At 67.2% G+C, this 11,901-nt stretch carries 11 protein-coding genes; 6 read left to right on the forward strand and 5 right to left on the reverse strand.

Going from position 1 to position 11,901, the window contains the following annotated elements; genetic code table 11:
• Positions 1-6: 6 nt before the first annotated feature.
• From AC1DEZ_RS11245 to AC1DEZ_RS11260, 4 genes are all read right to left on the reverse strand, one after another.
• Entirely contained in the window at positions 7-1,161 is a 1,155-nt protein-coding gene (locus tag AC1DEZ_RS11245; RefSeq protein WP_441511412.1) for an NAD(P)/FAD-dependent oxidoreductase, read from the reverse strand.
• A complete protein-coding gene (locus tag AC1DEZ_RS11250) occupies positions 1,158-2,522 on the reverse strand; it encodes an FAD/NAD(P)-dependent oxidoreductase (protein ID WP_441511413.1) in 1,365 nt (454 codons plus the stop codon). The genes AC1DEZ_RS11245 and AC1DEZ_RS11250 overlap by 4 nt, the downstream gene beginning before the upstream one ends.
• The gene (locus AC1DEZ_RS11255; RefSeq protein WP_441511414.1) at positions 2,515-2,829 is read right to left on the reverse strand and encodes a (2Fe-2S)-binding protein; all 315 of its coding nucleotides are present in this window, start codon (positions 2,827-2,829) and stop codon (positions 2,515-2,517) included. Before AC1DEZ_RS11255 ends, AC1DEZ_RS11250 begins: the two co-directional genes overlap by 8 nt.
• A gap of 90 nt (positions 2,830-2,919) precedes the next feature.
• The gene (locus tag AC1DEZ_RS11260) at positions 2,920-3,744 is read right to left on the reverse strand and encodes an IclR family transcriptional regulator (protein ID WP_441511415.1); all 825 of its coding nucleotides are present in this window, start codon (positions 3,742-3,744) and stop codon (positions 2,920-2,922) included.
• A gap of 121 nt (positions 3,745-3,865) precedes the next feature.
• On the opposite strand from AC1DEZ_RS11260, the gene AC1DEZ_RS11265 reads away from it, so the two are divergent.
• The 6 genes from AC1DEZ_RS11265 (at position 3,866) to AC1DEZ_RS11290 (ending at position 11,244) form a co-directional block, all read left to right on the forward strand.
• The gene (locus AC1DEZ_RS11265; RefSeq protein ID WP_441511416.1) at positions 3,866-4,639 is read left to right on the forward strand and encodes an enoyl-CoA hydratase/isomerase family protein; all 774 of its coding nucleotides are present in this window, start codon (positions 3,866-3,868) and stop codon (positions 4,637-4,639) included.
• 69 nt (positions 4,640-4,708) lie between these two features.
• Positions 4,709-5,773, forward strand: a complete 1,065-nt coding sequence (locus AC1DEZ_RS11270; RefSeq protein WP_441511417.1) for an ABC transporter substrate-binding protein — start codon at positions 4,709-4,711, stop codon at positions 5,771-5,773.
• Positions 5,774-5,796: 23 nt separating this feature from the next.
• Positions 5,797-6,855, forward strand: a complete 1,059-nt coding sequence (locus AC1DEZ_RS11275) for an ABC transporter ATP-binding protein (protein WP_441511418.1) — start codon at positions 5,797-5,799, stop codon at positions 6,853-6,855.
• A complete protein-coding gene (locus tag AC1DEZ_RS11280) occupies positions 6,852-8,615 on the forward strand; it encodes an ABC transporter permease subunit (protein WP_441511419.1) in 1,764 nt (587 codons plus the stop codon). The genes AC1DEZ_RS11275 and AC1DEZ_RS11280 overlap by 4 nt, the downstream gene beginning before the upstream one ends.
• Positions 8,616-8,651: 36 nt before the next feature.
• On the forward strand, positions 8,652-10,160 hold the full coding sequence (locus AC1DEZ_RS11285; protein ID WP_441511420.1) for a class I adenylate-forming enzyme family protein: 1,509 nt from the start codon (positions 8,652-8,654) through the stop codon (positions 10,158-10,160).
• Between the two features lies 1 nt (position 10,161).
• Entirely contained in the window at positions 10,162-11,244 is a 1,083-nt protein-coding gene (locus tag AC1DEZ_RS11290; protein WP_441511421.1) for a hypothetical protein, read from the forward strand.
• A 6-nt stretch (positions 11,245-11,250) separates the two neighbouring features.
• Here AC1DEZ_RS11290 and AC1DEZ_RS11295 read toward each other — a convergent pair whose 3' ends face one another.
• Positions 11,251-11,877, reverse strand: coding sequence for a LysE/ArgO family amino acid transporter (locus tag AC1DEZ_RS11295; protein ID WP_441511422.1), 627 nt, complete (start codon positions 11,875-11,877; stop codon positions 11,251-11,253).
• Between the last annotated feature and the right edge of the window lie 24 nt (positions 11,878-11,901).

Below are 11,901 nucleotides of genomic sequence, written 5' to 3' on the forward strand. Positions count from 1 at the left end.
GCCGGTTCAGTCGAATTCTTTGCGGAACTTCTCGCTCACTGTTGTTGCCGAGCGGAAGCGCCCGATCGAGAACGGCTCCAGAGGGGTCGGCGTCCCACCGTCGAGGATCATCTCGCTCAGGCAGAGCCCCACGCCGGGGCCGATCTGGAAGCCATGGCCGCAGAAGCCGAAGGCGTGGAACAGCCCAGGCGTCGTCTCGCTCGGGCCGATCACCGGGATCATGTCGGGCAGATAGGCCTCGATCCCCGACCAGACGCGGATGACATGGCATTGCGCGAGCATGGGCGCGACGCGCGCCAGCGCCTTCATCGCGGCGAGCGTCTTGAGCGGCGGCACGGGCGCGCGGTTCGCCAGCGGGTCGGCGGCCGTGCGCGGATAGCCGGCGAGAATGATGTTGCCGCGCGGAATCTGGCGGAAGATGACCGAGCCGTCGATCGCCTGGACGGAAGGCTCGATCAGATAGGGGAAGGGTTCCGTCACGAACTGAGGCGGGCCGGCGGGAAACAGCGGCGCCGTTTCGCCGAAGCGCTCCGCGATCTCCAGCGCCCAGGCACCGGCGCTGTTGACGAGCGCGCCGCAGCTCAGAGTCCCGCCATCCGCGAGCGCCAGCACGAAGCCATCGCCCGAACGATCGATCGAGGCGACGCGCGTGTTCTCGCGAATGACGGCCCCATGCCGCGCTGCGGCGCGCACGACGGCGGGCGTGGCAAGGCGCGGATTGGCGGTGGCGTCACGGGCCGAGTAGGTGGCGGCGACGGCACGCTCGGTCAGCCAGGGCCAGCGCCTCCTCAGATCGGCGGGGCCGACGCGCTCGATGGCGAGGCCATAGGATTCGGAGATTTTGGCGTAGCCTTCGAGCCTGGCGTGCTCCTCCTCGTCATAGGCGAGGTAGAGGTGCCCGGTCTGCTCGAACTCGCAGTCTTCGCCGATCAACGCTTCAAAATCCTCCCACAGCGCCTGGGAGCGGAGCGAGAGGGGGTACTGGCCGGGAAATCGTCCCTGGAGGCGCAGATTGCCGAAGTTGACGCCGCTCGACTGGGCGCCGACGACGCCCTTCTCGATCAGGGTCACGCGCTGGCCGCACCGTGCCAGGAAGTAGGCGGTCCAGGCGCCGATGAGCCCGCCGCCGACGATGGCGACATCCGTCGTGGGCCCGTTCATGCCGCATCTCCGGCTGCCGCGAGCGCGATCGGCTTGACCGGCGCCTGGCCACGCAGCCGCCCGGCTGCGACGCCGTCGCCACCGGCACCGGCCGCGACGATCTCCTGCAGGGCCGGGCCGCAGACGCGGCCTTGGCAGCGCCCCATTCCGCAACGTGTCATCGCCTTCACCCGGTTGACCTCGATCGGGCCGAGCTCCTTCGCCATAGCCGAGCGGACCTCGCCGATGGTCACGTTCTCGCAGCGGCAGAGGGTCACGGAATCGGGCAGGCCTGCGATTTGTGCCTTCGGCCAGGCGAAGGCGCGCGCAAGCCCGCGCTGGAAGTCGCGCAGGCGCTCGACCCGTCGTGCCAGTGCGCGTGCGGCGTCGATTTCTTGGGCCTGCCCGAGATCGGACAGGATCGCATGGGCGGCCAGAGCCCCGCTTGCCTCAGCGGCATCGGCGCCGCCGATCCGCACGCCGTCGCCGGCCAGATAAAGGCCCGGCCGCGACCGGCCCATTCCGTCGATCACCGGCAGGAACAGCCTAAAATCGGCGTCGTAAGCGAATTGCGCCCCGGCCAGGTCGGCAAGCTGCGTTTCGGGCTTCAGGCCATAGCCAAGCGCCACCGCGTCGCAGGCGAAGCGGCGCTCGCGTCCGCCGGTGTCGCGCAGCACGAGCGCCTCGACACGGTTCCGGCCCTCGATTGCGATCGGCGTCACCCCATGCAGCATGGCGGTTCCTGCTTGCAGCGACGCTGCCATATACCAAAGCCCGCGGAGCAGGGTGCGCGGCGCTCTCAGCAATGCCGGAAAGGCGGCGAGCTTGGCCGCAAACGGGGTGGTGTCCGCGATGACGGCGATCTCAGCGCCCATGTCGCGATACTGCTTGGCCGCCAGCGCCAGCAGCGGCGAGGCGCCGAGGAAAGCGACGCGGCTCCCGATCAGACAACCCTGATCCTTGAGCGCCACCTGTGCGCCGCCGAGGGTGAAGACACCCGGCAGCGTCCAGCCGGGCAGGGGAGCGATACGGTCCATCGCGCCGCTCGCGATCAGAAGCTTGTCGAAGGACAGCGCCTCGGCCTTGCCCTCGTGCAGGAGATGCAGCTGGTTGCCGTCGATGGCCCATACCAGCGTGCGCGGGCGATAGTCGATTGCGGGGAGGAGCGCTTCGAAACGGCTGTGCAGCGCGGTGTAGCGCTGCGCTTCCGAGCCCATCAGGCGGTTCATGTCCAAGGCGAGGTCTTCGGACGGGCGGCGATAGCCTTGCCCACCCGCCCTGGCCCCCTCATCGATCAGAATGGGCCTCAGCCCTTTCGCGCACAGCACCTCGGCAGCGCCGATGCCGGCCGGGCCGGCGCCGATGATGACGATCTCAGCCATGAATGGCGGCCATCGGCTGCGGCTCGGCGAACAGGATCATGCCGTCGGAGACCGGCGTGGTGCAGGCCCTGATCCGTCCGCCTTCCGCGCTCCAGACCCAGCAGTCCTGGCAGGCGCCCATGAGGCAGAAGCCGGCGCGCGGCTCGCCGCCGAACTCGAGCCGGCGGATCAGTGCGCCGCTTTCGAGCAGCGCTGCAAGAACGCTGTCGCCCGCCGTCGCCGTTATGGTCGTGCCTTCGAAGCTGAGCGTCGCCTGCTGTCCGGCGCGCACCGCCACGCGGCGGAACTGGGGCTTCGGAGCGTCCATGCGAATCCTGATAGATTATTTCAATGCAATAAATTCTCTTGAATAATGATAAGTCGGCAGTCGGGCTGTCAAGCGCTTCCTCGGCGCTGCTCAGACGCGGGAAATGGCGTGGGCGGTTGCGATGACGAGCGAGGAGAAGCGCGCAACGACCTCGGCATGGCTGTAACGCGACGTCGAAGTGGCGATATTGACGGCGGCCTCCGGGTGACCGTAATGATCGACGATCACGGCCGCTATCGAGGCATCACCGAGATAGACCTCTTCAAAGGCGGTGGCGTAGCCCTGGGCCGCCGACTGGCGCAGCTTCTCGCGCAGCGCCTCGCGCTGCCAGGTGGTCGAAGGGGTGTGTTGCTTGAGGTCGGACGCATCGATGATCGCCATCGCCTCCTCCTCGGGCAGGCGCGACAGCATGGCGATGCCCGGCGCCGTCGCATAGGCCGGCATCCGTGTGCCGATGATGACGTCGGTATTCAGCACGTGCCGGCTGAGGAAGCGTGAGACGAAGATGATCTCGGTCCCGTCCCGCACGGTCAGGTTGATGGTCTCCTCCGTCTCCTTGCTGAGATGCATGAGATAGGGCATCGCCCGGTCGAGCAGGCGGCTGCTGCGCACGAAATGGTAGCCGAGATCGAGCGTCTTGGCGGTCAGTTCGAAGCGCTTGGTCTGCGCATCCTTCCTGAGATAGCCGAGCTTGGTCAGCGTATGCGTAAAGCGCTGCGCGGCGCTGAGGTCCATGCCGGTTTCGGACGCGACCTGCGACAGGTTCAGTGTCTGGTGCTGGCGTCCGAAGGCGGAGAGCACCCGGAACGCCTTCTCGACCGAATTGACCATCAGCACGTCGTCCTTGCGGCCGGCTCCTTCGCCTGCCGCGGCTGCGCGCTTGCGGCCGTTCTGTCTCGCTTCGGGCATCGTCATCGGGGCCAGCTCTCCTGAATCGATCAATGGCTGTGACCGACGGCCTTGACAAGGTGGCGCAACTTCGTCGACTATTCAATAGAAGTTATCGTATAGAAATAAACATTCATCGGAGAGCGTCATGAAGGATTCCGTTCTGGTCGAGGTGCGCGGCGCGGTCGGCATCCTGACCCTCAACCGCCCGCAGGTCCTCAACGCCTGGAATGCGCCGATGCGCGCCCGCCTCGTCGAGGGGCTGGAGGAGCTGGAGGCGAACCAGGCGGTGCGCGCCATCATCCTCACCGGTGCGGGCGATCGCGCCTTCGGCGCCGGCCAGGACCTGAACGAGACCAAGACTTTCGATGCCGACCGGGCCGAAGTCTGGATGGGCGAATGGGAGCGCCTCTACGACCGGATTCGTTCGCTCTCGAAGCCGATCATTGCGGCGCTGAACGGCGTTGCAGCCGGCTCTGCCTTCCAGGTCGCGCTGCTCTGCGACCTGCGTATCGGCCATGACGGCGTCACCATGGGCCAGCCCGAGATCAATTCCGGCATCGCCTCGGTCACCGGTCCCTGGATCATGAAGGAGATGATCGGGCTTGCCCGGACGATCGACCTGACCCTGACCGGCCGCATGATGGATGCCGACGAGTGCTTCCGCATCGGCCTGATCAACCGGATCGTGCCGAAGGAGAAGGTCATGGAGGCAACGCTTGCCCTGGCCGATGAACTCGCGGCGAAGGCGCCGGTCGCCATGCGGCTCAACAAGGCCCGCTTCCGCGAGGTGACCGAGGAGAGCTTCCGCGAGTGTCTCGCCGCCGGCATCCGCACGCAGCGCGAGGCCTACGCCTCCGGCGAACCGGCGCGGATGATGGAAGAGTTCCTCGCCAAGCGCGCTGCGCGCAAGAGCGCCTGAAGGCCAGAGCGCCTGCTGATCTGACCACCCATGGGGAAATGCGGAAAACCGCTTGAAGGGGAGAAGACGATGAACAAAACCACGAATCCGACGAGGCGTACCCTGCTGCAGCTCGCTGGCGGCGCTGCCGCCGGCGCGCTCGCGGCGCCCTATCTCATCGGCACGGCCAGGGCGGCGACCCAGATCACCGTCGCCGATCCCGGCGGCCCGTTCGGCCTGGCCTTCCGCAAGGCTTTCTACGATCCCTTCGAGAAGGCGACCGGCAACAAGGTGGTCAACGTCGCCCGCGAAGCCGAGCCGACCGCCCAGTTCAAGGCGATGGTCGAAACCAAATCCTATACCTGGGACGTCTGCACGCTGACGCTCTCGGCCCGCGATATCCTGAAGGCGCAAGGGTTGCTCGATCCGATCGGCTTCGCCCATGCCGACGTGCCGAAGCTGATGCCGCAGGCGATCTCGCCCGAATTCATGGGCACCGACGTCTATTCGACGATCTTCGCCTACCGGACCGACAAGGTGAAGAACGCGCCGGCGAGCTGGACCGACTTCTTCAATGTCGAGAAGTTCCCGGGCCGGCGCTCGATGCGCAAGAACCCGATCGACAGCCTCGAGCAGGCCCTGCTCGCCGACGGCGTGCCGCTCGACAAGCTCTACCCGCTCGATGTCGAACGCGCCTTCAAGGTGCTCGACAAGATCAAGCCGCATATCGCGGTCTGGTGGACCGGCGGCGCCCAGTCGACGCAGCTCCTGCAGAGTGGCGAGGTCGACATGACCACGGGCTGGAACGCCCGCCTTCAGGCGGCGATTGATGGCGGCGCTCCGGCCAAGATCATCTGGAACCAGGGCCTCTATTCGATCGAGGGCTGGGGTCTGCCGAAGGGGGGGCCGAAGGCGGATGTCGCCCGCCAGTTCGTCCGCTTCTGCTCGGACCCGAAGGCGCAGGCGGTCTTCACCGACGCCCTGGCCTATGGCCCGACCAACCTCGACGCCTATCAGACGATCCCCGCCGAGCGCGCCAAGGTCCTGCCGACCTCGCCGGAGAACCTGAAACTGATGGCCATCGCCAATGAGGATTGGTGGAGCGCCAACCGCGCCAAGGTGAGCGAGCGGTTCAACTCCTGGCTCCTGACCTGATGGCGATGGCGACGAGCGCCGCGATGACCATGACCCAAACAAGAACCGCCAAGCTCGTCGTCGAGGGCCTGTGCAAGCGCTACGGCGCGACCACGGCCCTCGAGCCCAGCTCGCTCAGTGTCGCCGAGGGCGAGTTCCTGACTTTGCTGGGGCCTTCGGGCTCCGGCAAGACGACGCTGCTGCAGCTCATCTGCGGGCTGGTCGAGGCGAGCGAGGGCAGGGTCGTCATCGATGGCCGGGACCAGTCGGCCATGCCGGTGCATCAGCGCGATATCGGCCTCGTCTTCCAGCATTATGCGCTGTTTCCGCATCTGACGGTGGCGGAGAACATCGCCTTTCCGCTCAAGATGCGTGGGCGCCCGGGCGCGGAGATCGCGAAGCGTGTCTCGGAAACCTTGGAGATGGTGCATCTCGGGCATCTCGCGGGGCGCTTCCCGCGCGAATTGTCCGGTGGCCAGCAGCAGCGCGTCGCGCTGGCACGCTGCTTCGTCTACCAGCCCTCGATCATCCTGATGGACGAGCCGCTCGGCGCACTCGACAAGAAGCTGCGCGAGCACATGCAGATCGAGATCAAGCGCCTGCACCGCGAGAGCGGCGCCACCATTGTCTATGTCACGCATGATCAGGAGGAGGCGCTCGCGATGTCTGACCGCATTTGCCTGATGAACCATGCCAAGATCGAGCAGCTCGGCACACCGCGCGAGATCTACGAGCGACCGCGCACCGCTTTCGCCGCCGATTTTATCGGCATTTCCAACATCTTCCGCGGCCGCTGGGACGGCAACGGCTCGCTTGAAACGGCGCATGGCCGCTTCGCCTTGCCGCGCGGGGCGCATTGCGAGAGCCAGGATGCGGCGCTGGTGATCCGGCCCGAGAACCTGCGCCTCGGCGCGCTGGACGAAAACGCTGTGAACGGGCGGGTCTGCGAGATCGTCTATGCCGGCTCCGAGACGCGCGTCATCGCCACGCTCAAGGATGGCGGTCAGCTCGTGTTGCGCCTCGGCCCCGACGATGCGGTGCCGACGATCGACGAGGTCATTGTCGCCGGCTGGCCACGCGACAAGGCGGTGCTGGTCGCATGAGCGCCGTGAGCATCAGCAGCGCGCCGGCGCGCACGAGCAGGCTGCGCCCCAATGCCCTCTGGCTGGCGGTGCCCGGCATCCTGTTCCTCGCGGTCTTCTTCGTCTGGCCGGTCGCGCAGCTCCTCGGCCTGAGCATCGTCGACCCGGAGAGCGGAGCTTTCTCGGCGGGCTCCTATCAGCGCATCGCCGCGACCGACGTCTATCTGCGCGTGCTCGGCATCACCTTCCGCATCGCCGGCTGGACGGCGCTGTGGTCGCTGCTGATCAGCTATCCGCTCGCTTACTGGCTGGCGCGCCTGCCCGATATGTTCCGGGGGCGGATGCTGCTTTTCGTCATGGTGCCGTTCTGGACGAGCTATCTCGTCAAGACCTTCGCCTGGATGCTGATCCTGGGCCGCAGCGGCGTGATCAACTCCCTGCTGACCGGCTCGCATGTGGTCGACCAGCCGCTGTCGCTGATCAACAACCAGTTCGGCGTCATGGTCGGCATGGTCCACGCCATGGTTCCGTTGGCGGTGCTGACCATGCTGCCGGTGATGGCCGGCATCGACCGGCGCCTCGTTCAGGCGGCGCAGACGCTGGGGGCCGCCCCGGTGCGCGCCTTCTGGCTGGTCTATTTCAAGCTCTCGCTGCCCGGCGTGGCGGCGGCGGGGCTGCTCGTCTTCATCTCCTCGCTCGGTTTCTTCATCGTCCCGGCCTTCCTCGGCGGGCGCCAGGAGACGATGCTCGCGCAGCTCATCATTACGCAGGTGCAGGAGCTGCTGAACTGGTCCTTCGCCGGGGCGCTCTCCGCGATGATGCTGGCGGCGGCTCTGATTTCCTGCGTTGTCTACGACCGGATCTTCGGGCTCTCGACCATCGCCGGCGGCTCGGCTCAGGTCGGCACCGGCCGTATTCGCGACCTCGGCCTGGCGATTCTCTCCGCCATCGCGGCGGTGGTGGGGCGGCTCGCGGAGTTCGCACGCTCGCTGCTCGGCAAACGCGTCTGCGCGATGCTGCTGCCCGGCTTCTGCTGGCTCGTCATCGCCTTCCTGGTGTTGCCTACGCTGCTCGTCATCCCGCTGGCCTTCACCTCCTCGCAGTTCCTGGAGTTCCCGCCGCCCGGCTATGGGTTGAGCTGGTTCCAGACCTATTTCAGCTCGCCTTTGTGGATTCAGGCGACGATCCGCTCTTTCGCGGTTGCCTTCGTCACGGCCCTCGCGGCGACAGCGATCGGCGGCTTCACGGCGCTGGCTCTGGCGAACAGCCGCACCCGCTGGGCCGGGCTGATCTTCGCCTTCTTCCTCGCGCCGATGATCGTGCCGCGCATCGTCATCGCCGTCGGGTTGTTCTACCTTTTCGCGCGGCTGGGGCTGATCGCGACCGATCTCGGCCTCGTCATCGGTCACACGGTGCTGGCGATTCCCTTCACGCTCGTCACCACCGCCGCCGTGCTGAAGACCTATGACCAGCGCCTCGATCAGGCGGCGGCGACGCTCGGCGCCAACCGGGTGCGGACGCTGACGGGCGTCACCATCCCGTTGGTCAAGGGCGGCCTCGTCGCCGCCTTCCTCTTCGCCTTCATCACCTCCTTCGACGAACTGACCATCGCGATCTTCGTCTCGGGCGGCATCAAGACGACGCTGCCCAAGCAGATGTGGGACGACATGATCCTGCAGCTCAACCCGACGCTCGCGGCGGTGTCCGTCGTGGTCTTCGTCGTGGTGACGGCGATGCTGCTCATCGCGGAACGCTTCCGCTCCTCTTCCCGACACGACTGACCGACGAACATGACGCCCCCCGACGAAAACGGCTTCGTGAGCCTTCTGACAGCGCATGCCAAGGCGCAGCCGGAGCGCGTCTATGCGCGCTTCTGCGGCGAGCCCGTGACTTATGCCGAGATCGAGCGGCGCTCGGCCGCCTTCGCCGGACATCTGCGAGCGCGCGGCATCGTGGCCGGCGATCGGGTCGCCGTGATGATGCGCAATTCGATCGCGGCCATCGCAGTGGTCTTCGGCCTCGCCCGGGCCGGCGTCGCCTGGGTGCCGGTCAACGCCCAGCAGCGCGGCGAGGGGCTGCGCTATCTTCTGACCCATTCGCAACCACGCCTCGTCGTCGCCGATGCCGAGCTCGTGCCGGAGATCGCCGAGGCGATGGCGTCGGAAGCGGAGCTGCCGCGGCTCGCGCATGCGCCGGGCGGCGAGCTCGATGCGGTTCTGACCGGCACCGACGTCTTCGAGGATCCCGCGCCGCCGGCCGATGCGGTTTTCGCGATCATGTACACCTCCGGGACGACCGGGCGGCCGAAGGGCGTGATCGTCTCGCACCGCATGCTGCGGCTCGCGGCGGAGAGCGTCGCGCTGCTGTCCGACGCGAAGCAGGATGACGTCTTCTTCGTCTGGGAGCCGCTCTACCATATCGGCGGCGCGCAGCTCCTGCCCCTGCCGATGATCCGAGGCATCACGCTCGCCATGGTCGAGCGATTCAGCGCCAGCCGCTTCTGGGATCAGGTCAGGGCGGAGGGTGCGAGCCATATCCACTACCTCGGCGGCATCCTGCAAATCCTGCTCAAGCAGCCGGCTTCGCCGCGCGATCGCGAACATGGCGTGCGCATCGCCTGGGGCGGCGGCTGTCCCGCCGACATCTGGCCTGCGTTCCGCGATCGCTTCGGCATCGATATCCGCGAATGCTACGGCATGACCGAAGCTTCCAGCCTCACGACCTGCAATGTGACCGGTGCCGTGGGATCGGTCGGAACGCCGATGCCGTGGTTCACGGTGAAGCTGCAGGATGCCGAGGGCAGGGCGGTCACCACCGGCGAGCGCGGTGAGATCGTGATCGAGACCAGCATCCCCGGCGCGATCTTCCCCGGCTATCTCGACAATCCGGAGGCGACGGCGAAGGCCCTGCGCGCGGACGGCTTCCACACCGGCGATCTCGGCTCCTTCGATGCCGACGGCAATCTCTATTTCCATGGCCGGATGACCGACAGCGTGCGCTGCAGGGGCGAGAACGTCTCGGCCTGGGAGGTCGAGCATGTCGCGGCCGAGCATGAGGCGGTCGAGGATTGCGCGATGATCGGCGTCGCCGCCGATGTCGGCGAGCAGGACATCAAGCTCTTCATCAAGCCGCGCGGCGGCGCCGTCATCGATCCGCAAGCGCTGTCCGGCTGGCTCGGCCAACGCCTCGCGCCCTACCAGAACCCGCGCTACATCGCCGTCGTCGACGAGTTCGAACGCACGGCGAGCCAGCGCATCATGAAGCATAAGCTCTCACCTCGGCTCGATGATTGCTGGGACAGGGCGGCGATGGCAATCGGGCGCTGAGATGGCTGGCTGCGATATCCTTGTTTCCGGAACCGGCGGCTTTGCTGCGCGCATCGCCTTCGACATCGCCGCGACGGCCGACGAGCCTGTCGAGGTTGTTATCGCCGGCCGCAATCGCGAGCGCCTGAACTGGCTGCGGACCGCTGCGAATGCCCGCGCGGCGCTGTTCGGCAAGAAGGCGCGCTTTACCACCCATGCGGTGGACCTGCTTGCTCCGAACGCCTCGGACGAGATGCTCGCGGAGACCGGCCCGCGAATCGTCGTCCAGGCTGCCTCGATCCAGACCTCGCAGGTGATCGCCCAGAGCGGCAATGCCTGGACGCAGCTCGTGGCCGAGGGCGGCCTGAGCGCCACGGCGGTGTTCCAGGCGCTGCTCTCGTCGCGCGTCGCTGCGGCGATCACGCGCGCCGGCAAGCCGGTGACACTGGTCAATTGCGGCTTTCCCGACGTGGTCAACGGCATGATCCGCGCGATGGGCCATGACGTCGCCTGCGGCATGGGCAATGTCGCGATCCTGTCCAACGTCTTCGCCGGTTCGGCCGCCACGCCAGCGGGAAGCGAGGTCGAGGTTCTCGCCCACTACCAGAACCTCGCTGCCTGGCGCCGCCGGCCGGAAGATCGGGGTGGGCGGCCGCCGCGCGTCTGGCTGGACGGTGCTGAGGTTGCGGACGTCTACGCGCGCTTCGCAGACATCCAGCTCACGCCCGAACCGGTCATCGAGATCTCCGGCGCGAGTGGCGTCCCGATGCTGCTCGCCATGGCCGCTGGCCGCTCCTGGCGCGGGCATGTGCCGGGGCCGAACGGCCTGCCCGGCGGCTATCCGGTCCGGCTCGTCGATGGCGCGCTCGAACTCGACCTTCCGGCGGGCATCACAGAAGCCGAAGCCGTCGCCTGGAATGCGTCGTTCGAGCAGGAAAACGGTCTCGTCGTCTCGCCTGAAGGCAAGGTCGTCTTCACCGGCATTCTCGGCGGCAGGCTCGCCGAACACTGCCCCGCTCTTCGCGACGGCTTCGCGGTGCAGGAGCTCGAGGCGGTGTGCGAGGAACTGCTTGAGCTGCGTTCGGCCCTGATGCAGAGGGCTTAGCGCGCGTCAACTCGCCAGCGCGCCGCGAAGCAGGCTCGCGGCGAGCGCCAGCATCATGACGCCGATCGCGAGATCCAGGATGCGCCACGCTGCCGGCTTGGCGAAGAGCGGCGCCAGGAAGCGAGCGCCGAAGCCCAGCGAAGCGAACCAGGCGAAGCTCGCGCTCGCCGCTCCGGCCATGAACGGCGCGCGCTCGACAGGAGGCAGGCTCGTCCCGACGGCGCCCATCAGCATGACCGTGTCGATATAGACATGCGGGTTGAGGAAGGTGAAGGCCGCGGTGCCCGCAAGTGCGGCACCGAGACTGACACCCACCTGCTGATCGACGATGAGTGCGGTTGGGCTGGCTGCCCGACGCAGCGCCGAGACACCGTACCAGGCGAGGAAGGCAGCGCCGCCAAGGCCGAGAGCCAGCGACAATCCCGGAACGACCGCCAGCACGCTGCCGAGGCCGCTCACCCCCGCGACGATCAGGCAGGCATCGGCCGCTGCGCAGAAGAGGACGATGGGCCAGACATGCTCGCGCTTCAGCCCCTGTCGGAGCACGAACATGTTCTGGGCGCCGATGGCGATGATGAGGCCGGCGGAGAGGGCAAAGCCCTTGGCGAAGGCTGGCAGGAGAGCGCTGGTCATGCGGGCTTGATGCGCCCGGCCACC

This window comes from Allobosea sp. 10L422 (assembly GCF_056395345.1).

What these genes read in the sequence shown, in the direction of transcription:
- AC1DEZ_RS11250 (WP_441511413.1), bottom strand. Translation starts at nt 2,522, where the DNA reads ATGGCTGAGATCGTCATCATCGGCGCCGGCCCGGCCGGCATCGGCGCT.
- AC1DEZ_RS11280 (WP_441511419.1), top strand. Translation starts at nt 6,852, where the DNA reads ATGAGCGCCGTGAGCATCAGCAGCGCGCCGGCGCGCACGAGCAGGCTG.
- AC1DEZ_RS11265 (WP_441511416.1), top strand. Translation starts at nt 3,866, where the DNA reads ATGAAGGATTCCGTTCTGGTCGAGGTGCGCGGCGCGGTCGGCATCCTG.
- AC1DEZ_RS11275 (WP_441511418.1), top strand. Translation starts at nt 5,797, where the DNA reads ATGACCATGACCCAAACAAGAACCGCCAAGCTCGTCGTCGAGGGCCTG.
- AC1DEZ_RS11260 (WP_441511415.1), bottom strand. Translation starts at nt 3,744, where the DNA reads ATGACGATGCCCGAAGCGAGACAGAACGGCCGCAAGCGCGCAGCCGCG.
- AC1DEZ_RS11290 (WP_441511421.1), top strand. Translation starts at nt 10,162, where the DNA reads ATGGCTGGCTGCGATATCCTTGTTTCCGGAACCGGCGGCTTTGCTGCG.
- AC1DEZ_RS11295 (WP_441511422.1), bottom strand. Translation starts at nt 11,877, where the DNA reads ATGACCAGCGCTCTCCTGCCAGCCTTCGCCAAGGGCTTTGCCCTCTCC.
- AC1DEZ_RS11245 (WP_441511412.1), bottom strand. Translation starts at nt 1,161, where the DNA reads ATGAACGGGCCCACGACGGATGTCGCCATCGTCGGCGGCGGGCTCATC.
- AC1DEZ_RS11255 (WP_441511414.1), bottom strand. Translation starts at nt 2,829, where the DNA reads ATGGACGCTCCGAAGCCCCAGTTCCGCCGCGTGGCGGTGCGCGCCGGA.
- AC1DEZ_RS11270 (WP_441511417.1), top strand. Translation starts at nt 4,709, where the DNA reads ATGAACAAAACCACGAATCCGACGAGGCGTACCCTGCTGCAGCTCGCT.